We start from the raw sequence: 25142 nt of genomic DNA, 5'->3' as shown, positions 1-25142 counted from the left end.
CGAACGATGACCGCTACAACTTAGTTTATTCTTGCTATAAATGAGTGGTGAAAAGCTATTAAAGTGTAACATTCTGAAAGGATATTCTAGCCCTCTATTTCCGAAATTGAAGCAGACAGTGTCTAAAGATATCGTGGATAGACCAGGCCTATTTTAAGGTTTACTTAAGCTAGTAAACATATAGTCAAGCTACGTTTAGTAGAGGAGGATATGAGATGAATTTTATGAAACGCGGCTTACAAAGTTTGTGGGCAAAGAAAGGTCGAAGTTTGCTGCTGATTGCTGTTTTTTCGGCAATTTTGATTTTTGTTTTAGCAGGATTGACAATCCGCAGTGCTGCTTTAGTCGCAACCGAAAACGCACAAAAAAGCGTGGGAGCGACGGTGACGCTGCAAGCCAATCGGGAGTCTCTTCGACAAAACAGCCAAACAGCTTCTTCAGATACTTCAGAGGGGGAGTCGACACCGCCAGATCCAGGCAGTTTCCAGAATACACCGGTAAATCTTAGTGATGCTCAAGCAATTGCAGCATTAAGTGGGGTAGCATCCTATAGCTTTGAAGCGAGTACATCAGCCGATGCTGTCAGTGGCATTGAAGCTATTTCAAGTGAGGATGACGAAAGTACAGCGACAGAATCTACGGAGGATTCATCTAGAGCAACGAATGGCCAGCCAAATGGCATGCCTAATATGCAAGGAGGCAGAATGAGCAGCGGCGATTTTCAAATCACTGGTGTTTCCGAAAGTACGAACTATACAAGTTTTTCAGAAGGCACTGCAAAAATTACCGATGGTGAAGCCATCACTGCAGGAGATGAGGGCACGAATAATGTCTTGATCGAATCAGAATTAGCAGAAGCAAATGGGCTTTCGGTTGGCGACAAATTTGTTATTTCTGATAGTGAAGACAATGAAGTTGAAGTAACGATCAAAGGGATCTATGAAACCAGTGAAGTTGGGAACAGTATGAGCCAAATGTTCAATTTTTTGAACCCGGCCAATACATTGTTTGCATCCTATACTCTCGTTAATACATTGGCGGGTAATGAGGATACGTTAGATTCGGCGACTTATACGTTGAGCGATCCTTCAGAAATGGACAGTTTCGTTGCTCAAGCTGAAAAACTGATTGATACCGATACCTATAGTATCCAAACGAATGATCAAATGTATCAGTCGATGTTGACACCATTGAATAATGTTGCAAGTTTTGCCAAAAATATTATTGTGCTAGTTGCGGTTGCCGGTGTCATCATATTGACATTGATCGTAATGTTGTCGATCAGAGAACGCAAATATGAGATCGGCGTTCTGTTATCTTTAGGCGAATCGCGAATAAAAGTCATTTTACAGTTTTTTACCGAGATTGCTATCTGTATGTTCTTTGCATTGGGAATCGCTGCAGCTAGTGGCAATGTTGTAGGGAATATCGTGGGCGAGCAGCTGTTGGCTCAACAAACGACAACGGAACAAGCGAACACAGGGATGAATGGTCCGGAAGGAATGCCAAGTATGGGCAACGGCGGTCCTAATGGCAGAAGCGGGCTATCCGCTTTTACACCATCGGCAGAAGTCCAAGAGTTGGCTATTACGGTTTCATTCCAAGAAATCGGCTTATTGGCATTGTTAGGTGTAGGGATCAGCTTTGGTTCCATTCTATTATCTTCAGCTGGAATTTTGCGTCTCAATCCAAAAAAAATATTGGTTTCCTAGGAGGGATAGCATGACGTTACAAACAGAAAAATTAGGCTATTGGTACCAAACAGAATCTGAAGCCCTTTTTCGAGAAGTAGATTTGACCTTTGAGTCTGGAAAAATGTACGCGATCCTTGGTTCCAGCGGTTCTGGTAAAACGACATTTCTCTCATTGATCACGGGGTTGGACACGCCAAAAGAAGGGAATATTTATTACGATAACGAACCGTTGAACAAAATTGGATTGCGAGAATACCGTCGTAAAGATGTTTCTATCGTCTTTCAAGCTTATAATTTGTTGCCCTATATGTCGGCACTGGATAATGTGACTACTGCAATGGCGATTGCCAAGTCACAACAAACAGATAAAAAGGCATATGCTTTGGCAAACCTGGCTAAAGTTGGGATAACTGAAGAATTAGCTATGAAGAAAGTTACCCAGCTTTCCGGTGGACAACAACAACGAGTGGCCATCGTCCGGGCTATATGCTGTGAACATGAGTTGATTGTGGCAGATGAGCCCACCGGTAATTTAGATGAAACGACCTCAAAAGATATCGTTCAGCTGTTTCAAGAAATTGCCCATGAACAAAAGAAATGTATCATTTTAGTGACCCATGAACAAGAAGTAGCGAAAGTCTGTGATGTTGTTTATGAACTAAAAGAGCGTCAATTTGTCATGCGGGACTCAAAATAAACTTGTTACTGAAAGACTAAACTCAAGGCTGTATTTTCTCATCAGAGAGGATGCAGCCTTGTCTTGCATCTTGCAGTAGAAACTTCTACAATAAAAGGAAGGGGGCGAGACGATGCGATTACTGATCGATGGGGATGGTTCTCCAGTAAAAAACGAAGTCATTGAATTAGGCGCGCAGTTTGCATTGCCAGTTGTGATCGTCACTAGTGTCGATCACTATACGGCCAAAGAATATCCAGATTTTGTTCATTTTGTCTATGTGGATAAGGGAGCCGATCGAGCCGACTATGAGATTGTTAAAGAAATTCAACCGGGCGATTTTTTAGTCACGCAAGACTATGGCTTAGCTTCACTTGTATTACCAAAAAAAGCCCGTGTTTTTCATCATAACGGGACAGAATATTTGCCGGAGACCATTGACTTTTTATTAGGACAACGGTATTTAGGAACACAAATGCGTAAAGCCGGCAAGCGGACCAAAGGACCGAAACCATTCACGAAAGAGGATCGTCAACAATTCAAACAAGTTCTAGAGCAAGAAATTAAAAAAACGATCCAGCAGTAACCATCATTGAGGAGACTGCTGGATCGTTTATTTTTTTCGAAAACGATCATAAAAATATTTTCCGGCAACGATAACGATGGCCACAAAGGCTATACAATAGCCAAAGATACCCATCTGATGAACAAAGCCGCCCTGTTGGGGACTTGCAACGACTAAAAGAGAGGAACCTAAAATCACTGCTGCTAAGATAATGCCAATCACTAGCCGGTTGATCATTTGATCAAAACGATCCAGCAGCTGTTTTTGATGGCGGATCTCAATATTCAGACGATGCTTGCCAGTAGCTAGTGTGTTGACAGCAGCTAATGTCCGATCAGGGAGTTGACTGAGTGCTCGGAGACTTTTGGCACTGGCTAACAAACTTTTTTTCATTTCTTCTTCAAGATCCAGCTGCTGCAAAAAGTATTTCTGAGCAAATGGTTGTGTCACTTCCATCATCGATAATTGAGGGTCAAGTGCCTCGATTACTCCTTCAAGCGTTCCGAAAGCTTTGATCAGCAGCGTGATGTCACGGTGCATTTGCAGATGATTGTCATGACAGATAGTGATGACTTCAGCTAATACTTTCTGCAAATCAATATCTTTGATCGGCATGTTGTAATAATTTTCAACAAAAGACTGAAGATCTTGATAGAAATCCACTTCATCGAAGTTTCTTTCCCGACGGCAAAGGCGTAGGACAGCTCTACCAACTTGCTGGGTATCTTGAGTGTACAATGCGATCAAGGCATCTGCCAGCCGACTGCGAAGGGTCTGGTCCAGATGTCCCATCATTCCGAAATCTAAAAAGATCAAGCGATAAGGCGGCAATGTCTCCTCATCCTGCCATTTTAAGGAGTAATCGACACCGCCTAAAACACCAACTTTCTTTTTTACATGGAAAGGAGCTGTTTGCTGATCGGGGTCCAGTGGTTGCAAGAAGAGATTTCCAGGGTGAGGGTCCGCATGGAAAAAGCCATCTTCAAAGACTTGCTTCATAAAGTTCTCTACCAGCAGGGTACCGACTTCTTTCTTGATTTCTTTTACTGTCCGGTTGGGAAAAAATTGTTCATTGTTTTTTCGAGCAAGCAAACAATTTAGGTTTTCTCCTTCCATATAGTCCATGACGATGACTTTACGTGTACACCACTGAGGATAGACTTTTGGAATCTCGATCTGCTGCCAGTGGTGATTGAAGTGATAAAACTCTTGCGCATTTTTCGTTTCTTGCAGAAAGTTTGTTTCATTATCCAATGAGCGTCGAACTTCATGCAGAACGCTTTTAAGATCCACCACATTCGTTTCTGGAATATAGCGAATCAAAGGAATCGCTTTTTCAAACAAATCGAGATCTACTTGGATAGCGGAAATAATGCCGGGATGCTGTACTTTGACAACAACTTCTTTGCCATCTTTTAGAGTCCCACGGTGAGCTTGACCGATAGATGCCGAAGCTAAGGGCTTTTCATGCAAAGTTGTAAAAATGGCTGTCAGAGGTTGTTCCCATTCTGCTTCTAACAACGCTTGGACTTGCGGAAAAGGATCGCTTTTGACATTGTCTTGCAAGTGTTTGAATTCATTGATAAAAGCGTCGGATAATAAGTCGCTACGGACGGAAAGCATTTGTCCGATTTTAATGAAGGTGGGTCCTAATTCTTCAAAGGCTTTGCGTACAGCGATGGGATCTTGCTGCTTACTTAAATTTTGAATCACTTTGTATTTGAGAAACACTTGAACGATCTGTCTGAGTCTTTTTTTCTTAGATGGTGATTCCTGTTCCATACGGGCACCTCTATTCTTTAAGTTTCGCTAGTCTAATAGTACGAAGAAATCGAGAAACATTCAACTACGGATGATTTCAGTTGTTAAAATCGGCAAGAAATAATGTCGCAGCTTCGTTTTTGTGCTAAAATGTGGAAGAATTAGTTTTGGTAGAAACAATGAATACAGGAGGAATTTCTTTTGAAAATTATTTTATTATATGGCGGACGCAGTGCAGAGCATGATGTATCGCTTCTATCCGCTTTTTCAGTAGTCAATGCTGTATATTATAATTACTACCAAGTACAATTAGTAATGATCACGAGAGATGGCCAGTGGCTAAAAGGCTCTTTATTGACTGAAGCCCCTACATCCAAAGAAGTGTTGAATCTGACGGATTCGGCTTACCAAGGGACGCCGATCCAACCTGGTGAGATCAAAGAAGAGGATGCGATTGTTTTTCCGCTGCTCCACGGACCAAATGGAGAAGATGGAACGATCCAAGGTTTTCTAGAGACCATCGGTATGCCTTATGTAGGCGCAGGGGTTTTAACTAGTGCCTGTGGCATGGATAAGATTATGACCAAATATATCTTGCAGGCGGCGGGGATTCCGCAAGTTCCTTATGTACCCGTTCTTAAAAACTATTGGAAAGAAAATCCTAAAAAAGTATTTGAACAATGTGAAGGCAGTCTTTTGTATCCAATGTTTATCAAACCCGCCAATATGGGTTCAAGTGTTGGGATCACAAAAGCTGAAAATCGGGAAGAATTGCAAAATGCACTTCAAGAAGCTTACCGTTATGATACACGGGCGATCGTAGAACAAGGGATCGAAGCTCGCGAAATCGAAGTCGCTGTTCTTGGAAATGAAGATGTGCGTACGACAATGCCCGGCGAGATCGTTAAAGATGTAGCTTTTTATGATTACAATTCGAAGTATCTTGACAATAAGATCGAGATGCAGATCCCAGCTCAAATTCCTGAGGAGACACAAGCGAAAGCACAAGAGTTTGCCAAAAAAGCTTATACGATGCTTGGAGGAAGCGGCCTCAGCCGCTGCGACTTTTTCTTGACGAACAAAAACGAATTATTCCTGAATGAATTGAACACGATGCCTGGTTTTACCGAGTTTAGTATGTATCCGCTATTGTGGGAAAAAACCGGCCTGCCATATGGTGATTTGATTGAGGAATTGATTCAATTAGGAGTCAACCGTTTTAAACAGCGTCAAGCCTTTTTAACCGATGTCGAATAATCACAAACAGGGAAATCAGTTCAACTCAAGGTGAAGCTTGAAAGGACCATGATCTTCCCTGTTTTTAACTTAAGGAGATAAATAAGATGAACCTATCGATAAAAGAAGTTGCCGCTTTATTTGGCGTAGAATGTGCCGATCAGACAATGATCAGCAGTGTAGAATTTGACAGCCGCTTGGTCACTACCGATAGTTTGTTTGTGCCGTTGGCCGGAACGAGAGATGGCCATGAGTTTGCTCAACAAGCGCAAGAAAAAGGAGCAATCGCTGCTTTTTGGAGCCATCCGACAATCCAGCCGCCAGAAGGACTATTGATCATCGAAGTATCAGACACCCTAGCTGCCTTTCAAAAGCTGGCAAAATTCTATAAAGAAAAACTGGCGCCAAAAGTAATTGCTATTACAGGCAGCAATGGTAAGACTACTACAAAAGATATGGTAGATGCGGTGGTGGCACAACAGTTCAAAACCTACAAAACACAAGGAAATCACAATAATGAAATTGGTTTGCCACTAACGATTCTGCATGCACCAGCGGATACAGAAGTTCTTGTATTGGAGATGGGGATGGATCATGCGGGAGAAATCGAGGTCTTGTCACACTTGGCTCAGCCAGATGTTGCAGCGATCACATTGATCGGTGAAGCCCATATTGAGAATCTTGGTTCTCGTGAAGGAATCGCGAAAGCCAAGATGGAAATCACGGCCGGCTTAGACCCAGCAGGATTTTTCATGATACCAGCAGATGAGCCTTTATTGATCCCCTACCTTGCAGAATTGACTCAGCAGGTAGAAACCTTTGGTTTGGGTGAAGGCGATCTTAAAGGAACGATCCAAGAAGAAACCCAAGAACAAACAGCTTTTACGGTAGCGGATCAAGTCTATACGATTCCAGTGATCGGCGGCTACAATGTAAAGAATGCCTTGATCGCGATTGGCATCGGCCGCTATTTGGGGATTGAAGAAGAAAAAATCAAAGCAGGATTGGCTGATTTTCAACTGACAAAGAATCGTACACAATGGTTGAAAGCTGCGAATGGCGCTGCTATTTTAAGTGATGTCTATAATGCAAATCCAACAGCGATGGGATTAGTCTTAGACAGTTTCAGAAAACTGCCTCTGACTGGCAGACGGATCGCTGTGCTAGCAGACATGTTGGAGTTAGGTCCTGATTCAGCGAAGATGCATGCCGGGATGGCGGATCATTTAGATGAAAGGTTCGATTTGATCTTTCTGTACGGTAGTGAGATGCAAGCGTTGAAACGTGTATTGGATCAAAGCAGCTTAGCTGATCGAGTCCATTTCTTTAGTAAAGAGGAAAAAGCGGCGTTGATTACACAACTACAAAAAGAACTGCAGCCTACGGATAGCATTGTTTTAAAGGGAAGCAACGGAATGGGCTTGGTTGAGGTAATTGATTCTCTAACAGCAATGTAAAGTAAGCGTGAAATCTTGCTGAAATTTTCATTCTGTGCTATACTTATTTAATGCCGAAAGATGAAGCACAGAATGATTACTGTAAATAAACATTGACGTTTTGAGATAAAATGATGGCTGAGACAGAAAGATTTGTTTTAGCCTTTTATAATGCCTTCGTGAAGCGGTTTTTCGGTAACAAGAGAAAGATAAGAGATGGGACTGCTCTTGTGTTTCTGAAGAAAGTACGCTTCGATTAAAGAAAACAGGCATCATGATGATGACCAAATTAGGAGGATCCATTTGAAATTTAAAGATCTAGAATTATCAAACGAATTATTGACTTCTGTTGAGCGTGCCGGCTTTGAAGAAGCAACACCAATCCAAGAAGCAACAATTCCCCTTGCGTTGCAAGGAAGAGATGTTATCGGTCAAGCACAGACCGGTACCGGAAAAACAGCAGCATTCGGCTTGCCAATGTTGGAAAAAATCGACCCAGCAAATCACCAACTACAAGGATTAGTGATTGCACCTACTCGGGAATTAGCGATCCAAACCCAAGAAGAACTATATCGTTTAGGAAAAGACAAAAAAATCCGGGTTCAAGCGGTTTACGGTGGTGCGGATATTGGTCGTCAAATCCGTCAACTAAAAGATCGTCCCCATATCGTTGTCGGTACACCAGGACGTATGTTAGACCATATCAACCGTCACACATTGAAACTTGGCACGGTGGAAACACTTGTTTTGGATGAAGCAGACGAAATGTTGAACATGGGCTTCTTGGAAGATATCGAGAAGATCATCAGCCAAGTACCTGAAGAACGTCAAACATTGCTATTTTCAGCAACAATGCCTCCTGCAATCAAGAGCATTGGCGTAAAATTCATGAAAAACCCTGAACATGTTCAAATCAAGACGAAAGAAATGACGGCTGATTTGATCGATCAATATTATGTTCGTTCAAAAGACTATGAAAAATTCGATATTATGACTCGTTTGTTGGATGTGCAAACACCTGAGTTGACGATCGTTTTTGGTCGGACAAAACGTCGTGTCGATGAATTGGCACGAGGACTAGAAGCTCGAGGCTACAAAGCGGAAGGGATCCATGGAGACTTGTCTCAACAAAAACGAATGAGCGTATTACGTTCATTCAAGAGCGGTCATTTAGATATTTTGGTTGCTACAGACGTTGCAGCTCGGGGATTAGATATTTCTGGTGTGACTCATGTCTACAACTATGATATTCCTCAAGATCCAGAGAGTTATGTTCACCGTATCGGACGGACGGGCCGTGCAGGTAAAGGCGGAATCTCCGTAACTTTCGTTACACCAAACGAAATGAGTTATTTGCATGTTATTGAAAATCTAACTAAAAAACGGATGTCACCAATGCGTCCGCCAACCGAAAAAGAAGCTTTTAAGGGGCAATTAGGTGCAGCACTTGAACAAGTAGAAGTGAAAATGGATGAAAACGGGTTGGATAAATACCTCCAAGCTGCAGATGATTTATTGGAACGCTACTCAGCACAAGACTTGGCTGCTTTGCTTCTTAAAACAATCGCGAAAGATCCATCTGATCTTGTCCCTGTGAAGATCACACCAGAAAGACCATTACCGCAAGGAAAGAAATCTTTCAATAAAAATGGTCGTCGCAGCAACAACAGCAACAACCGCAACCGTAAAGACAACGGCGGCAGCCGCAACGGCAAAGCCCGAGGAAATTACAGCAAAGACGGCGCTCGCAAAAATAACCGTCGCAGCAATGACAAAAAACGCGGCTTCGTTATCCGCAACAATCAAGACTAGTCCTTAGAGGTCGCTTTCAGCACCTTTTTCGACACCAAATTATCTGAACTTTTTTCGATCAACCTGCCAATGTGTGCCACTGACCAAGAGGCCACTTGGCGTGATCGATCATTGTTCGGATATTTTTTTTGCCCTTTTTGAGAAAAGACGGTATAGTCAAGGAAAACTGGAGAACGAGCCTCTCAAAAATTTCTTAACCATCCATTAAACCCTTTAGTTTTGAGTGGTAATTCCCTTTTTTTTTGGTAGAATGAAACTAAAATAAATGAAGCTGATGTATTTAATAGATAGATAATCGTAATGATCAGTCATGGAATAAAGGTTCTTGCTGAACAGAAAAGGATAGAAAATGATCAAAGGTATCGGGATCGATGCAGTAGAATTAGCCCGCATCAAAGAATTGATTGAAAACAAACCGCAATTTATTCAGCGTATTTTAACTGAGAAGGAATCTGAACTGTTTTTCAAGCTGCCAAAAAAAAGGCAGATTGAATTTCTTGGGGGACGGTATGCTTGTAAAGAAGCTTTTTCGAAAGCTTGGGGAACAGGAATTGGGAAATTGTCTTTTCAAGATATCGAAGTGCTGACCAACGAGGCTGGAGCGCCCGTTGTTACAAAGGCACCTCACCCTCTACATCAGACGTTTGTCAGTATCACTCATACCAATGAGACTGCCTTTGCGCAAATCTTGTTGGAGAATGAATAATGCCAGAGATAGCGATTCGTTAAGGGAATCACTAGAGAAAGAAGGAAAGTGGAATGGTCGTTTCAATCCATAGACCAACGAAAGCCATTATAGATTTAAAGGCAATCAAAGAAAATGTTGAAAATGAAGTGGCGCGTTTGCCAAAGGCAACGAATTTATTTGCTGTGGTCAAAGCAAATGGCTACGGACATGGGGCTATTGAGACAGCAACAGCAGCTCTAGAAGGGGGCGCTTCCGGTTTTTGTGTTGCGACAGTCGATGAAGGTATCGAGTTGCGGGAAGCTGGATTCAGTGAACCAATATTGGTGTTGGGGATCGTATCTGTGGCAGACATCGGTTTGCTGAGCCACTACAATCTTTCATTTCCAGTAAGCACAAACGAGTGGTTGCAAGAAGCGGCTGCTTTCTTGCAAAAAAATCCTGTTACCAATCCGCTGAAGGTCCATTTGAAAGTTGATACAGGAATGGGGCGAATTGGCTTTATTTCTAATGAAGAGTTACTCTTGGCTGTCAAATGGCTCCAAGAGCAGTCTATGTTCACATGGGAAGGGATTTTCACCCATTTTGCGACAGCCGATCAAGCAGATGATACGTATTGGCAAGAACAAAATCAACGGTTTCAAACCGCATTGGCCTGTCTGCCTGAATTGCCAAGGTATGTCCATGCCGGCAATAGTGCTACTGCTTTGTGGCACGCAGAAGCCGTAGGGAACATGGTTCGCTATGGCATTGCGATGTATGGATTGAATCCTTCAGGAACGACATTGCCAGAAACATATCCATTGAAACCAGCCTTGTCTCTTGTTTCTGAACTGGTCCAAGTGAAATTACTTGAAAAAGGAGCCGGAATTGGCTATGGTGAAACATATATCACGCCGCAAGCAGAATGGATCGGGACGGTACCGATTGGTTATGCGGACGGCTGGTTGCGAAAAATGCAAGGATTTTCTTTATTGGTAGCTGGTGAGTATTGTGAAATCGTTGGTCGTGTATGTATGGATCAGCTGATGATCCGTTTACCCCGGTCATTTCCTGCGGGAACAAAAGTCACATTGATCGGCGAAGACAACGGACAGTGCATCACTATGCAAAAAGTAGCGGAACAATTAGAGACGATTCATTATGAAGTGGCATGCACGCTTTCTGCAAGGGTGCCGCGAGAATATAAAAGTTAGGGTGGTCCTATGGTAAAAAGGGGAGACATTTATTTTGCCGATCTGTCACCGGTCGTTGGATCGGAGCAAGGAGGGATTCGGCCAGTATTAGTGATTCAAAATGATTTAGGCAATCATTTTAGTCCAACAGTGATCATTGCCGCGATCACGGCTAAAATGGCTAAGCCAAAACTGCCGACCCATATTGGGATCTCAGCGACTTGTACAGGGATCGGTAAAGATTCAGTGATCTTGATGGAGCAGATTCGGACAATCGACAAAAGTCGACTAAAGGAGAAGGTTTGTCATCTAGATGAATCAATCATGTGTGAAGTCGATGCGGCATTAATGATCAGCGTGGGAGTCGAGACGGCTTATTCCACGTCGTCGATTCATTCATGATGCTAGGGTATTTGTTATTAGCGGCAACACTGATACTATTTTTATTTTATACTTATCAACACCTGCGGCGCTTTTTACGAGAAACTAAAAAGGGACAAGAAGACGTTGAAAAAGGGTATTATTTATTGAGCCATACATATGAAGATCAGGAAAAAGCAAGTTACTATGGTGTCTTTCAGCAAGGAGAAAAGACATTGACACTGGAGATGCCATTGCAGCTTTACCTGCACACAAGCCCACCGCAACGTGGCGAATTAGTCGCGAAAGATGGCAGAGTCATTGAATTCAATACGTGAATACAAAAAAACTTTCCTTCACTATATGTGATACGTGAGGAAAGTTTTTTGCATTAGCAGGGAAAGTTTTAGCGGAAACGATGAATTAGGAAAAAGAGCCCAGTGTCTAGAACAAGATCGTTCAGTCTTGTATCTTTTTTTTTATTCTGAGATCAGAGTGTTGTATTCGTAGTTCTGCTTTCAACAAGCCTCGGAGATGAGTTGCTTTATACGCAAAATTCAGTTATAGTATGTAGCGACTATTTTGAAAAGAGGAAGCAATGTGAAACCTTCAATTTATGGATTAACCAAAGAGTCATTATCTTTGTGGATGACTGAGCAAGAAGAAAAGAAATTCCGCACGAATCAAGTGTGGGAATGGTTATATGAGAAACGAGTAGCGACATTTGAAGAAATGACCAATTTGCCTAAATCATTGGTATCTAAGTTAAATGAATCGTTTGTGATCAATCCTTTGAAACAAATCGTCTTGCAAGAAGCAAGCGACGGCACAGTCAAATATTTGTTCCAGTTACCCGATAATCATATGATCGAGACTGTTTTAATGCGCCAGGAATATGGTATGTCAGTCTGTGTGACGACACAAGTCGGCTGTAATATCGGCTGCACATTTTGTGCGAGCGGTCTGCTAAAAAAACAACGAGACCTAACTGCTGGAGAAATTGTCGCTCAGATCATGCTGGTGCAACATTATTTCGATGAATTGAATGCTGGAGAACGTGTCTCCCATGTGGTGGTGATGGGAATCGGCGAGCCTTTTGACAATTACGAAAACGTCATGCAGTTTCTGCAGATCATCAATGATCCGAAAGGACTAGCGATTGGTGCGCGCCATATCACTGTTTCAACCAGTGGCTTAGCTCATAAGATCAAAGAGTTTGCTGAAAATGGCTTACAAGTGAACCTTGCGATTTCACTCCATGCTCCAAATAATGAAGTACGAACTTCGATGATGCGGATCAACCGCAGTTTTCCGATTGAAAAACTAATGGAAGCTATTGACTACTATTTGGAAAAAACCAATCGGCGAATCACGTTTGAATACATCATGCTGGATCATGTCAATGATCGACCAGAGCATGCGCGGCAATTGGTCGAATTGCTCAAGAATAAACGCAAGCTTTCTTATGTGAACTTGATTCCTTACAACCCTGTCAGTGAACATGATCAGTATGCTCGCAGTAAGAAAGAAGATGTTTTAGCATTTTATGACATCTTGAAGAAAAATGGTATCAACTGTGTGATTCGTAAAGAACACGGGACGGATATCGATGCAGCTTGCGGTCAGTTGCGCAGCAAACAGATGAAAAAGCAAGTCACTGCCTAGAAACAAATAAGTCTGACCATGAAGGCGGGAAAGTCGCTCATTGAACAGACCACTATCAAAAAACGGTCTCCTGTACCGTTTTTTTCAAAATCAGAAAAGTAGGTGAACGGCACTCTTTGTTGACAGACAGCTGAAAAAGCCAGATCTGAGACAAAGACGGGTGCGGTTCCTGCTTTTGCTGATTTTTTTATTTCAGAAAAGAACTGTTTTGGATAACAACGAAGGAAAGCGGTTTCTCTGAATTTTTTCAAAATTCCGATACTCATGGCTTGAAAAATCGTCTATACTATAAGAATTGATAGAAATAAAAATAACACACATGATGAAAGGATGATTCCATGGAATGGATCAAATTGATTGGTATTTTGGTAATTCTTGTCGGCTTTTTGCTGAAACTCGACACGATCGCCGTTGTTCTGATCGCAGGATTAGCAACCGCATTAGTTTCGGGGATAGATTTTACTGATTTCTTATCAATGTTAGGAAAGGCATTTGTAGACAATCGTCTCGTGACCTTATTCCTACTCACACTACCAATGGTAGGAATCTCAGAACGCTTTGGATTGAAACAACAGGCCGTTGTTTTGATTGAAAAAATCAAAGGATTGACCCCAGGCAAGTTTTTAAGTTTGTATTTGTTTATTCGAGAACTAGCAGGTTTCTTCTCGATTCGGATCCAAGGACACACGCAATTTATTCGTCCAATCGTTAACCCAATGGCGCAAGCCGCAGCGGAGAACAAGTATGGCGAAATAGAAGAAGCAGATCAGGAAAAAATCAAAGCTCGGGCGGCAGCTAATGAGAACTACGGGAACTTTTTTGCCCAAAATACGTTTGTGGCGGCTTCGGGTGTTTTATTGATCACTGGAACGTTAAAATCATTGGGTTATGACGTAGCCGCCAGTGCAATTGCACAGGCTTCAATCCCTATCGCGCTGATCGTTTTAGTCATTGCTACCCTTTCAAATTTGGCTTTCGACCGCAAATTATCTAAAAAATATGGCGAAAAGGAGGAAAAGTAAATGGAAGCAATCATCAATAATATTTTAGAATTCTTTTATATTTTGATCGGTCTCTTGTCAATCATGACTGCTGTTCGAGTCTTTAAAGATGCGACCCATCCAACACGACTGGGTACAGCAACATTTTGGCTTTTACTAGGTATCGTTTTTGCTTTCGGAAACTTTATTCCTTACATCATTGATGGGATCATCATTATTTGTATGGGCGTATTGACGTTCTTCAAGCAAGTTCGAATTGGTAAAATCGTGGATGTCGATGAACAAAAAGCAGAACAAGCCGCCGAAAGAATCGGCAGCAAGATTTTTATCCCTTGTATCTCGCTAGCAGTCATCGCAGTTGCGATTTCCTACACACCTTTAGGCGGACAAGTTGGGATCGGGATCGCTTCTGTTTTGGCGTTGATTTTAGCAATGATATTGACCTCTGCTAAACCAAAAACAGTGCTGGATGATTCCGATCGTATGTTCCAACAAGTCGGTACTGCTGGTATCTTGCCACAATTACTAGCGGCTCTAGGCGTGATTTTTAATGCTGCTGGTGTTGGAGAAGTGATCTCCCATGGTATTTCAGGTGTAGTACCCGAAGGCAACCGTTTGATTGGTGTGATTGCCTATTGTTTAGGCATGGTTTTATTTACAATGATCATGGGAAATGGCTTTGCGGCATTTACTGTCATTACTGCCGGAATCGGTGTCCCATTCGTAATCGCTCAAGGGGGAGATCCCGTTGTAGCAGGAGCATTGGCGATGACTGTCGGTTTTTGCGGAACATTGTTGACACCGATGGCAGCCAATTTCAATGCATTACCCGTCGCATTACTCGAGATGAAAAATTCGAATGCAGTAATCAAAACCCAAGCACCGATTGCCGTGCTGCTAATTGTGATCCATATCGGATTGATGTACTTTTGGGCATTTTAGTGGTAAAAAGGAATAGAAAGGATGATCAATATGAAATGTTTAGTCACAGGATTTGATCCATTTGGCGGAGAAGCAATCAACCCAGCGTTGGAAGCTGTTAAATTATTACCAGAAGAAATCAACGGAGCAAAGATAGTTAAATTAGAGATTCCTACTGTTTTCGGTAAATCAGCTGAAGTTGTACAAGCTAAAATCGAAGAGATCCAACCTGATGTTGTTTTGAATATTGGACAAGCAGGCGGACGTTTTGCTATTTCACCTGAGCGAGTAGCGATCAATGTCGATGATGCACGTATTCCAGACAACGAAGGCAATCAACCAGTAGATGAAGCCATCCAGCCTCAAGGCCAACCTGCTTATTTCAGTCAGTTGCCGATCAAAGCAATGGTAGCTGCGATGAAAGAAGCCGGGATTCCTGCTGTTGTTTCAAATACTGCCGGTACATTTGTCTGCAACCACATCATGTATCAAGTACAATACATGATCGATACAAAATACCCAACGCTTAAAGGGGGCTTCATTCATGTCCCATTTATTCCAGAGCAAGTTGTTGACAAGCCTGGTCAACCGGCTATGAGCTTGCAAGATATTGCGAAAGGATTGGAAGCGGCAATCGGTGCGATTGTCGATTATCAAGAAAAAGAAGACATCAAAGCAATCGGGGGCGCCATTCATTAAGCGGCACGAACAGATTGTCGATTAAAATGAATTGATTTAACGATAGATCAGACAACTAGGAATATAACTTGTAAGAGGATAGGTTGCTTGCGAGAATAAGCCGATGTTGTCTGGTCTTATTTATTTCAAGTAACGAGCAAGTATGAAGCGCGGAAAGTCATTTATTCGTCTTTTTATCGATTTATTGATAGAATTCATCTAGTGGAACACGCGAAATGCGAAGGGGGCAAATCATGATCATTACTGAATTTGATAGAGAGAATTATATTTTACGTGATCAGCTGATCGACTTAGCCGTTCTAATTTATCCGTCTACCTATCAAAAAGAGCAGCGAACAGCAGAAGAATTACTGCAGCCGAATAAAGTTGTCATTGCAGCTATTGAAGGAGAGCAATTGGTCGGCTTTGTGAATGCCTTCCAAAAAAGCGACACTATCTGGCAGCAAGAGATCAGCTTAGTTGATCCCCGTCATCCAGATGAACAAATAGGAGAGCGTTTGACTGCCTTTTTGCGAGACGAAGTTGTTGCTGCTGGTGGAGAAAGGCTAGTTTCTTAAGTCTTCTAGTTGAACATTGCTTGTCAAAACGGACACAGATAGTTATAGTGGCCAAGATGTTTCTTAAAACTAGTCGAGAGTTGTAACATAAGTTGAAACAAATGATATCCGAATGATCAAAAATGAAGGTCGCAAGAATCATCAAGGTTAGCGACAAGACACGGCTGTAAAGTGGGTGTCTTTCATTGATTGTTCGGATATTTACTTGTTTTTTTGTAACTTATGACACAACTCTTTTTGTTTTTTTTAAAAGAAAAAATGGTCTTTAAAATAAAAATGAGAAGAAGATGAAAGTAGCATATTTATTAGTTTTTTAGGAATATTTAGTAGAAATTCTTCAAAGTTATTGTCTTTTATCGTGTTTTTTAATGCTAAAAATTGCAAAAAAAGATTGCTTTTTTAATAATTATTAATTAAAATCTAATCTAACTTCAGAAAAGAGCGATTATTCTGAAAATTAAATCAATTAAGGAGTAGTTCAGGATGAAAAATAAATGGGCATATGGATTGGTTGCTGTGTGCGGCTTAGTTTTAGCAGGCTGTACCACAGGTGGTTCAAATAATTCAAGCAGCGGATCAGCTGCCAGCAGCGAAAGTAATGCGGAACAGGTATTCAATGTTGTGGTTCAACAAGAAATGCCAAGTGCCGATTTGTCCCTTGCGACAGATACAATCAGTTTCAGTGCGCTAAATAATGTATATGAGGGGTTGTACCGCTTAGACGCTGACAGCAAACCGCAGCCAGCTGGAGCAGCAGAAGAAGCAGAAGTCAGTGAAGATGGATTGACTTATAAGATCAAATTGCGTGATGATGCAAAATGGTCAAATGGCGAACCTGTAACAGCAGCTGATTATGTCTATGGTTGGCAACGAACAGTCAAGCCTGAGACGGCTTCAGAGTATGCCTACTTGTACGCACCAGTAAAAAATGCGGAAGCTATCACAGCCGGAGAGAAAGATCCGTCTGAATTAGGAATCAAAGCAGTTGGCGATCATGAGTTAGAGATCACACTAGAAAAGGCCACTCCTTACTTTGACTACTTGCTGGCATTCCCATCTTTCTTCCCACAAAGTCAAGCGGTTGTTGAAGAACACGGGGATCAATATGCGGCAACTAGCGACAATGCCGTCTATAATGGACCTTTTGTTCTTACCGGATTTGATGGGCCAGGAACCGATACCGAATGGGCATACGAAAAGAATGATCAGTATTGGGATAAAGATACAGTGAAATTAGAAACCATCAATGTGAGTGTTGTTAAAGAATCAGCGACTGCATTGAACTTGTTCCAAGATGGTCAAGCTGATGATGTCATTCTTACAGGGGAACTTGCACAGCAAATGGCCAATGATGAAGCGTTTGTCTCTCAACCAGAAGCAACGACCTATTATTTTGAAGTCAATCAACGCGATGAAAAATCACCATTCCGCAATGAAAATTTACGTAAAGCAATTTCATATGCCATTGATCGTGACGCTTTAGTGACATCGATTTTAGGGGACGGCTCAATTGCTTCGACAGGACTAGTACCAGAAGGCATGACCTTTAGCCCATCCGACAATACTGATTTTACTAAATCAGCAGGCAGTGTCTTAGAATATGATGAAGCCAAAGCCAAAGAGCATTGGGAAAAAGCTAAAGAAGAATTGGGAATCGATTCTCTTGAATTTGATATCTTAGCCTCTGATACAGATTCTACGAAGAAAATCATTGAATACGTACAAGATACATTGCAAAAAACATTGGATGGTTTAACAGTAACGTTAAGCCCCGTTCCATTCTCTGTTCGTTTGGATCGTTCCAACGCTGGAGACTTCGATATGTTGATGGGTGGTTGGGGAGCTGACTATGCAGATGCTAGCAGTTTTACAGACCTATTCACGACTGGCAACTCATATAACCGTGGTCAATGGAGCAATGAAGAGTATGATGCCTTGATTAAATCTGCAAGTACGACTAACGTCAATGACCCAGAAAAGCGTTGGGAAGATTTAGTCAATGCGGAAAAACTAATCATGAGTGAACAAGGAGTAATCCCAGTTTACCAAAAAGCAGAAGCTCATTTACGTGCACCAAATGTAAAAGGTGTCGTTGCTCATGCAGCAGGCGCACAATACGATTACAAGTGGACATCGATTGAATAACCACTTGAATGCCTAGCGGCTGGGACAGTAACTGGATACAAGATGACGATTATCGATGAATAGCTGGAATAACAGGCATAACAAAAATGGAGAAGCAGCAGCTTCTCCAAAATGCCAAGTGCTTCACTATTTGTCACGTATGGAAATCTTCTCTTGAATACAGTCTCAGCCGGCTTTTTTTTCTAAAGCAGAAAGGCAGTCGACAAAAGACACGAAACGATAGGTTACTAAATTAAAGAGTATTGATTAATAAAAAGAGCAAAGAAAGTAGCAGTAAAAAAATTCCTGGCCATAGCCAAAAGCCGTAGCTTTGTTTACCAACATCGGAGAGTTTAAGGTAATCGGTTTTATTCTTGGAAAAAGCTTTTTTCATTGAATATTGGAAATGATCAAAGAAGCCAGAGGCAAAGACCCAAAGAAAACCGCCGATGATCAAGAAGAATAAAGCCCAAAGAAATAGTGCATCCGAGATAGTTGACAGGGTCAATTCCTTTTTGAAAAACAACCAGCTAATGGAAATAAGGGTACATATGAGGGCGATCAGCCCACTACTTTTTTTTATCCGCATAAGTTGACTCCTTTTTAATGATTCGTACTACTTAATTTACATAATTATTGATAAGAAGTCAAAATACCTAGGGGGAAGACGCGTGAACGGTTTTTTGAAATATTTATTGAAACGGATATTCTATATGGTATTGACCTTATGGTTGATTGCCACGATCACATTTTTCTTAATGCAATTTTTACCAGGAACACCTTATACCAATGCAGAAAAACTGAGTCCCGAACAGATTGCCTTATTGAATGAACAAGCAGGTTTAGATAAACCGATGATTACTCAATATGGGCTGTACTTGACGAATTTAGTTAAAGGCGACTTTGGGATTTCATTCCAATTCAAAAATCAACCGGTAGCGAATCTATTATCTGGTCGGATTGGTCCTTCTTTACAATTGGGACTGCAGGCAATTATTTTTGGGACTTTTTTCGGTATCATTTTAGGGACGATCTCCGCTATGAAACAAAATACATGGGTTGATACAACGTCAACGCTAGTAGCGATCTTGGGACGTTCGATTCCGAACTTTGTCTTTGCCGTTTTGCTGCAATACATTTTTGCCATCAAATTAGGTGTCTTGCCAATCGCCAAATGGGAAACTTTTGCAAGCACGATTTTGCCAACGATCGCATTAGCCATGTCGCCACTGGCAGACTCTGCCCGCTTTATTCGAACCGAGATGGTCGAGGTGCTCCACAGTGATTACGTTGAGTTGGCTCGTGCCAAAGGGCTGAGCCGCTGGGAGATCGCCTTCAAGCATGGTTTGCGGAACAGTTTGATCCCGCTGCTTACCTTGTTAGGGCCTTTAGCCGTTGGATTGATGACGGGTTCATTGGTTGTTGAGAATATTTTTGCGATTCCGGGGATTGGCGAACAATTCGTAAAATCAATCATGACAAATGATTATCCAACAATCATGGCAGTCACGATTTTGTACTCTGCCATGTTAGTATTTGTGATTTTAGTGGTAGATATTTTGTATGGTATCGTTGATCCGCGTATCCGTGTGTCAGAAGGGAGCCGTGGCTAATGGAAGAGAAAACAATCAATCAAGTAGCTGCCATTGATGCAGCCAAATTTCAGCCGTTACAAAAAAATACCAAAGAAGAACGAGAAGCAATTGCTGCGCCATCGCTGACCTTTTTCCAAGATTCATGGCGCCGTTTGAAGAAAAACAAAGCAGCTGTATTTTCGATCGTACTATTGCTGATCATTATTGCAATCTCGATTATTACGATCTTTGTTTCTCCCCATGACCCTACTGCGCAAAACGTGAAGTTCACGAATCTGCCTCCCAAAATTCCCGGACTCAATCTCCCTGGATTAAATGGGTATGCAATGGTTGGCGGTGAATTGGTTGATAAATATGCTGCTGCCAATGTTCCAGAAGGCACTTACTATCTACTAGGAACCGATGGACTAGGACGGGATCTGTTGAGCCGTTTATTTGTCGGAACGAGAATCTCGCTATTGATTGCCTTTATTGCCGCTTTGCTAGATATCATCTTTGGCGTGACCTATGGATTGATTTCCGGTTTATTAGGGGGAAGAGTGGATAATATCATGCAACGTTTCTTAGAGATCCTTTCTGGGATTCCTAATCTAGTGGTGATGATTTTGATGCTGGTGGTCTTTAAACCAGGAATCTTTTCGATCGTAGCTGCGATGGCTATCACTAACTGGATTCCAATGGCTCGGATCGTTCGCGCGCAAACAATGAAATTAAAAGATCAAGAGTTTGTGCTAGCTGCTACGACATTAGGTGAGAGCCGTATGAAGATTGCGATGAAGCATATCTTGCCGAATATTTCGAGTGTGATTATTGTCCAAATGATGTTCAGTATCCCATCAGCGATTTTCTTCGAGGCTTTCCTAAGCTTTATCGGTTTGGGCTTAAAGCCGCCTTCAGCATCGCTAGGGATGTTACTGAGCGACGGGTACAAGACCTTTTTATTCTTGCCTTACCAAATGTGGGTGCCGGCGGTTACGTTGTCGGTCATTATGATCGGATTCAACTTACTTGCTGACGGACTCCGTGATGCTTTTGATCCGAAAATGAAAGAGTGATTGCTATGGAAAAAGTGTTAGAAGTGAAAAATTTAGAGATCTCCTTTGATACCTTTGCAGGGAAAGTCCAAGCGATCCGCGATGTCAGTTTCGAACTATATAAAGGCGAAACACTAGCGATTGTTGGCGAATCCGGTAGTGGGAAATCAGTAACTACCCGCAGTATCATGGGATTATTAGCTAGTAACGCCAATGTAGATAATGGAGAGATTCTATTCAATGGAACGGATATTCTCAAGAAATCTGAGAAAGAACTACAAAAGATTCGCGGAAAAGAAATTGCGATGATCTTCCAAGATCCCATGACTTCTCTGGACCCGACGATGCCCATCGGCAAACAAGTGGCCGAATCTTTGATGAAACATAACAAACTTAGTAAAAAAGAAGGGCTCCGACAAGCCTTGGATCTTTTGAATCTGGTAGGGATCCCGAATGCTGAGAAGCGTTTGAAAAATTATCCGCATCAATTTTCAGGGGGACAACGGCAACGGATCGTCATTGCCATCGCATTGATCTGTTACCCACAGATCCTGATTGCTGATGAGCCGACTACGGCACTGGATGTAACGATTCAAGCCCAAATCCTTGAGTTGTTGAAAGACATCCAGCAAAAAATCAATTCATCGATCATTTTTATTACCCATGATTTAGGAGTAGTAGCAAATGTGGCAGATCGGGTAGCCGTCATGTATGGCGGTAAAATCGTAGAGGTGGGAACAGCAGAAGAAATATTCTACAATCCACAGCATCCTTACACTTGGGGGCTGTTAGGTTCCATGCCTACCTTGGAGGGGACGGGGGATCGTCTTTATGCGATTCCTGGCTCACCACCAGATTTGTTGGATCCGCCGACTGGGGATGCTTTTTATCCTAGAAATGAGTTTGCTTTGCAGATCGATGCCGAACAGCAACCACCATTCTTTGATGTTTCACCGACCCATAAAGCAGCTACGTGGCTTTTAGCTCCGCAAGCTCCTAAAGTTACCCCTCCGGATGAAATCTTGATTCGTTGGAAAAAATTCCAAGAAAAAACTAGACAGGCATCTGTATAAAGGAGGAGAACCCATTGGAGAAAGTGCTGCTTGAAGTAAAGAACTTAAAACAATATTTTAATGTCGGCCGCAAAGACGAAGTCAAGGCTGTAGATGATATCTCCTTTCAGATTTATGAAGGAGAAACCTTTGGACTAGTAGGAGAATCCGGTAGTGGGAAGTCAACGACTGGCCGAACGGTCATTCGACTGAATCATCCTACGGCAGGAGAAATCTTGTTTGATGGACAAGATGTCATGAAAATCAAAGAAAAAAAAGATTTAGCTGATTTCCGTCGAGAAGTACAAATGGTTTTCCAAGATCCGTATGCATCATTGAATCCTCGAATGAAAGTTCGCGATATCATTGCTGAAGGGATCGATATCAACGGATTGGTAAAAAACGAAAAGGAACGCAACCAGCGCGTAGATGATTTGTTGAAAACTGTTGGTTTAAACCCAAGTCATGGAACTCGCTATCCCCACGAATTTTCTGGAGGACAGCGGCAACGGATCGGGATTGCCCGAGCACTAGCGGTAGATCCCAAGTTCATCATCTGTGATGAACCGATTTCGGCTCTGGATGTTTCGATTCAGGCCCAAATCGTCAATTTGCTGCAAGATTTGCAGCAAGAACATAAGCTGACTTATCTATTCATCGCCCATGACCTGTCAATGGTCAAACATATCAGCGATCGCATCGGTGTGATGCATAATGGTAAACTTTTGGAAGTAGGCTCTAGTGATGAAATCTATCATTATGGGGTCCATCCATACACAGAGAGCCTCTTGTCGGCGATTCCACTGCCAGACCCAGATCATGAACGAGAACGGAAGCGCATCAAATACGTCAGCGAACCAACAGATGACAAACCTCGTGCCATGGAAGAAATCGCAGAAGGGCATTTTATTTATGCTACGAAGGAAGAAGCGGCACAGTATCAGAAAAAATTGGCACAAAAAAAGGGGTAGACCTGTTTAGGAGGAGATGAAACTGAGTGTTTTAAAAGCATACAAATTTCGGATCTATCCTACAGAGGAACAAAAGCAGTTCTTTATCCAAACGTTTGGTTGCGTACGCTTCACCTATAATCAATTGCTAAAAGCAAAGATGGAAGAACTTACTACAAATGCAGAAAAAGAAAAACTAACACCTGCAAAATTAAAAAAAGAGTATCCTTTTTTAAAAGAGACCGACAGTTTGGCACTGGCCAACGCCCAGCGCAATTTGGAACGGGCTTTTCGCAACTATTTTCAAAAGCGAGCAGGCTTTCCTAAACTGAAGACGAAAAAGAATGTTTGGCAATCGTATACGACAAACAATCAACAACATACGATCTACTTGGTCGATGATCAGTTGAAATTGCCTAAATTGAAATCATTCGTTGCAGTCAAGCGTCATCGGCCAATCAATGGTCAGATTAAATCGGCGACGATTTCTGCAAGAAACAATACTGAATTTTATATTTCGATTCTTTGCATCGAAGAAATTCAGCCTTTGCCGAAGAACCAACGAAAGATTGCCTTGGTTTATCATCCAGAAGTGTTGGTAGAGGCCAATGCACAGTTACCCTTTATCAGTGCCAATGCCATCAAATCGCAACAAAAGCTGGCTCGTGCAGAACGAAAACTAAATGTGAAAGCAAAAGCTGTCAAACGAAAAAAAATGGTGCTTAGTCATGCTCGTAATTATCAAAAACAAAAAGGAAAAGTTTCTCAGCTATATCGGGCGCATCGTGATCAAAAAAAAGAATACATCGATCAAGTAACCTTTCATCTGGTCAAACAATACGATACGATTTTTTTGGAACGGCTGATCGATGAGACTTGTAGATCTACAGGGAATTTTTCAGTCAGTGACTGGCATCAGTTTATTCGTAAAATCACGTACAAAGCAGAGTGGTACGGCAAAGAAGTCCGATTTATTTCTTTGTCGGCCAAAGATTGTCAAAAAATGACGCAAATGTTGCGTGTAATCGAAAGTGAAACAAACTGGGAGGAGCGCCAGGGATCGCCTAGGGGATAGAAAAAATCTTCGGATTTTTGTTTCTAGGAATTCTGCTCACTAATTATGATTAACCAGCGAAGAGGCTGTGACGTCAGGCAAAACAAAAAATACCCAAACGATACACAAACCCACAGACGCTGGCTTTATGCCCAGCTGAAAGTGATTCGTCTATCGTTTCGGTTCTTGTTTGCTTATGTTGCAGCCTCTTTGCACGGCCTACATTTTGTCGCCAAGCACATCAGCATTCAATTCATAGATTTTCGAAGGTCGTCCAATACCGACGGGCTTTTCACCGATTTCCGTGAAATATTGAAGCATGGCTTTTTTGAAATTTGAATGGTCAATCAATTTAAAATCGATCCCCAAAAATTTAGCGAAGACTTTACGTGCTTCAGTGATCGTGAAGCTTTCGCCTAGAACCAGCAGTACTTGTGGTTCGTGTTCCATTTTGTTTGCCACTCGTTCAAATGCTTTCAAAATAATCGCGCTATGGTCAAAAGCCAATGTATCCTTACCGACAGATTGTCCCGAGACTAGGTCCAAGATAATCTCAACATCGCCACTAGATAAAAAGATTTGGTTCGCCTTTCTCTCTAATGAAAACCAGCGGACTTGATTGGCATCATCCCCAGCGCTCAAAGGTTCTTCGCCGATAAAAGCGAGATAACTGACCGTAATGACCCAGCCCCGCGGATCTCGCCCTGGTGTGCTGAAGGTATGGAGTTGTTCGATGTTTTGCTTTGAGATGGTTACGCCGATCTCTTCTTGCGTCTCGCGAATGACACTTTGACCAGTTGACTCATTCGGATTGACGAAACCACCCGGTAAAGCCCAAGAATTTCGAAAGGGATGCCCTTTTCGCTGGATCAGTGCAATCTTCAGTTCTTCTTCTTCTTTGTTGTAACACATCAAGACCATATCGACTGTCACAGAAGGCTTCTCGTATTTTGGCTGGTCCTGACTGCGATACCAAGTTAAAAATTCTGCTTCAGAAGCTTCTTTTTCATAATACTCTTTTTCTGCTGTTTTTGAGGTGAATTCTTTCATTCCTGTCTCCTACTCCTGATATGATGAAATAATAATGATG

The 25142-nt window shown here is 42.0% G+C and carries 24 protein-coding genes; 21 read left to right on the top strand and 3 right to left on the bottom strand.

The genetic code is table 11. The features are described 5' to 3' along the window. The first annotated feature begins 215 nt into the window (after positions 1 to 215). The 3 genes from EG2_RS00870 to EG2_RS00860 all read left to right on the top strand — a co-directional run bounded on the left by EG2_RS00870 (position 216) and on the right by EG2_RS00860 (position 2956). Positions 216 to 1712 (top strand): ABC transporter permease, encoded by a 1497-nt coding sequence (locus tag EG2_RS00870; RefSeq protein WP_060813112.1) that lies wholly within the window; start codon positions 216 to 218, stop codon positions 1710 to 1712. A gap of 10 nt (positions 1713 to 1722) precedes the next feature. Then, positions 1723 to 2391 (top strand): ABC transporter ATP-binding protein, encoded by a 669-nt coding sequence (locus EG2_RS00865; protein ID WP_060813111.1) that lies wholly within the window; start codon positions 1723 to 1725, stop codon positions 2389 to 2391. A 112-nt stretch (positions 2392 to 2503) separates the two neighbouring features. After that, positions 2504 to 2956 carry a YaiI/YqxD family protein gene (locus EG2_RS00860; RefSeq protein ID WP_003128555.1) on the top strand — a complete coding sequence of 151 codons (453 nt, stop codon included), beginning with the start codon at positions 2504 to 2506 and terminating at the stop codon, positions 2954 to 2956. A 27-nt stretch (positions 2957 to 2983) separates the two neighbouring features. Here EG2_RS00860 and EG2_RS00855 read toward each other — a convergent pair whose 3' ends face one another. Beyond that, positions 2984 to 4717 carry an ABC1 kinase family protein gene (locus EG2_RS00855; protein WP_060813110.1) on the bottom strand — a complete coding sequence of 578 codons (1734 nt, stop codon included), beginning with the start codon at positions 4715 to 4717 and terminating at the stop codon, positions 2984 to 2986. A 180-nt stretch (positions 4718 to 4897) separates the two neighbouring features. Between EG2_RS00855 and EG2_RS00850 the strand changes: the two genes are divergently transcribed. The 13 genes from EG2_RS00850 to EG2_RS00785 all read left to right on the top strand — a co-directional run bounded on the left by EG2_RS00850 (position 4898) and on the right by EG2_RS00785 (position 18388). After that, positions 4898 to 5953: a D-alanine--D-alanine ligase gene (locus tag EG2_RS00850; RefSeq protein WP_003128558.1), complete on the top strand. Its 1056-nt coding sequence runs from the start codon at positions 4898 to 4900 to the stop codon at positions 5951 to 5953. A gap of 86 nt (positions 5954 to 6039) precedes the next feature. Continuing rightward, positions 6040 to 7389, top strand: coding sequence for a UDP-N-acetylmuramoyl-tripeptide--D-alanyl-D-alanine ligase (locus EG2_RS00845; RefSeq protein ID WP_060813109.1), 1350 nt, complete (start codon positions 6040 to 6042; stop codon positions 7387 to 7389). Positions 7390 to 7671: 282 nt separating this feature from the next. Further along, positions 7672 to 9180, top strand: coding sequence for a degradosome RNA helicase CshA (cshA, locus tag EG2_RS00840; protein ID WP_060813108.1), 1509 nt, complete (start codon positions 7672 to 7674; stop codon positions 9178 to 9180). A gap of 349 nt (positions 9181 to 9529) precedes the next feature. Beyond that, positions 9530 to 9886: a holo-ACP synthase gene (acpS, locus tag EG2_RS00835; protein ID WP_003128562.1), complete on the top strand. Its 357-nt coding sequence runs from the start codon at positions 9530 to 9532 to the stop codon at positions 9884 to 9886. A gap of 53 nt (positions 9887 to 9939) precedes the next feature. Further along, positions 9940 to 11061: an alanine racemase gene (gene alr, locus EG2_RS00830; protein ID WP_060813107.1), complete on the top strand. Its 1122-nt coding sequence runs from the start codon at positions 9940 to 9942 to the stop codon at positions 11059 to 11061. Between the two features lie 9 nt (positions 11062 to 11070). Further along, a complete protein-coding gene (locus tag EG2_RS00825) occupies positions 11071 to 11442 on the top strand; it encodes a type II toxin-antitoxin system PemK/MazF family toxin (RefSeq protein ID WP_003128565.1) in 372 nt (123 codons plus the stop codon). Continuing rightward, complete coding sequence (locus tag EG2_RS00820) at positions 11439 to 11738, top strand: hypothetical protein (protein ID WP_060813106.1); 300 nt, start codon at positions 11439 to 11441, stop codon at positions 11736 to 11738. The genes EG2_RS00825 and EG2_RS00820 overlap by 4 nt, the downstream gene beginning before the upstream one ends. 262 nt (positions 11739 to 12000) lie before the next feature. Then, complete coding sequence (gene rlmN / locus EG2_RS00815; protein WP_255210064.1) at positions 12001 to 13065, top strand: 23S rRNA (adenine(2503)-C(2))-methyltransferase RlmN; 1065 nt, start codon at positions 12001 to 12003, stop codon at positions 13063 to 13065. A gap of 338 nt (positions 13066 to 13403) precedes the next feature. Then, positions 13404 to 14087, top strand: a complete 684-nt coding sequence (locus EG2_RS00805; protein ID WP_060813104.1) for a DUF969 domain-containing protein — start codon at positions 13404 to 13406, stop codon at positions 14085 to 14087. Next, positions 14088 to 15008, top strand: coding sequence for a DUF979 domain-containing protein (locus EG2_RS00800; RefSeq protein ID WP_060813103.1), 921 nt, complete (start codon positions 14088 to 14090; stop codon positions 15006 to 15008). A gap of 30 nt (positions 15009 to 15038) precedes the next feature. After that, positions 15039 to 15686, top strand: coding sequence for a pyroglutamyl-peptidase I (gene pcp / locus EG2_RS00795; protein WP_060813147.1), 648 nt, complete (start codon positions 15039 to 15041; stop codon positions 15684 to 15686). 233 nt (positions 15687 to 15919) lie between these two features. Next, entirely contained in the window at positions 15920 to 16243 is a 324-nt protein-coding gene (locus EG2_RS00790) for a hypothetical protein (RefSeq protein WP_060813102.1), read from the top strand. Positions 16244 to 16726: 483 nt separating this feature from the next. After that, the gene (locus EG2_RS00785; protein WP_003128576.1) at positions 16727 to 18388 is read left to right on the top strand and encodes a peptide ABC transporter substrate-binding protein; all 1662 of its coding nucleotides are present in this window, start codon (positions 16727 to 16729) and stop codon (positions 18386 to 18388) included. Between the two features lie 232 nt (positions 18389 to 18620). On the opposite strand, the gene EG2_RS00780 is transcribed toward EG2_RS00785, so the two are convergent. Further along, positions 18621 to 18956, bottom strand: a complete 336-nt coding sequence (locus EG2_RS00780) for a DUF3899 domain-containing protein (protein WP_003128577.1) — start codon at positions 18954 to 18956, stop codon at positions 18621 to 18623. A gap of 82 nt (positions 18957 to 19038) precedes the next feature. Between EG2_RS00780 and opp3b the strand changes: the two genes are divergently transcribed. The 5 genes from opp3b to EG2_RS00755 are packed head-to-tail and all read left to right on the top strand — an operon-like array spanning position 19039 to position 24073. Beyond that, positions 19039 to 19980, top strand: coding sequence for an oligopeptide ABC transporter permease (gene opp3b, locus EG2_RS00775; protein ID WP_060813101.1), 942 nt, complete (start codon positions 19039 to 19041; stop codon positions 19978 to 19980). After that, positions 19980 to 21017: an oligopeptide ABC transporter permease gene (opp3C, locus tag EG2_RS00770; RefSeq protein ID WP_003128579.1), complete on the top strand. Its 1038-nt coding sequence runs from the start codon at positions 19980 to 19982 to the stop codon at positions 21015 to 21017. The genes opp3b and opp3C overlap by 1 nt, the downstream gene beginning before the upstream one ends. Further along, complete coding sequence (locus EG2_RS00765; RefSeq protein WP_218002386.1) at positions 21017 to 22069, top strand: ABC transporter ATP-binding protein; 1053 nt, start codon at positions 21017 to 21019, stop codon at positions 22067 to 22069. The genes opp3C and EG2_RS00765 overlap by 1 nt, the downstream gene beginning before the upstream one ends. Positions 22070 to 22083: 14 nt before the next feature. Next, a complete protein-coding gene (locus tag EG2_RS00760) occupies positions 22084 to 23019 on the top strand; it encodes an ABC transporter ATP-binding protein (protein WP_060813099.1) in 936 nt (311 codons plus the stop codon). 16 nt (positions 23020 to 23035) lie between these two features. Then, positions 23036 to 24073: an RNA-guided endonuclease TnpB family protein gene (locus EG2_RS00755; RefSeq protein WP_060813098.1), complete on the top strand. Its 1038-nt coding sequence runs from the start codon at positions 23036 to 23038 to the stop codon at positions 24071 to 24073. Between the two features lie 198 nt (positions 24074 to 24271). Here the strand turns inward: EG2_RS00755 and EG2_RS00750 are convergent, their stop codons facing one another. After that, on the bottom strand, positions 24272 to 25102 hold the full coding sequence (locus EG2_RS00750; RefSeq protein ID WP_060813097.1) for an NUDIX domain-containing protein: 831 nt from the start codon (positions 25100 to 25102) through the stop codon (positions 24272 to 24274). Between the last annotated feature and the right edge of the window lie 40 nt (positions 25103 to 25142).

The organism is Enterococcus gallinarum NBRC 100675 (assembly GCF_001544275.1).
Lineage (GTDB): Bacteria > Bacillota > Bacilli > Lactobacillales > Enterococcaceae > Enterococcus_D > Enterococcus_D gallinarum.
The sequence above is the reverse complement of the archived record's forward strand: the minus strand, read 5'-3'. Positions and strand labels throughout refer to the sequence as shown.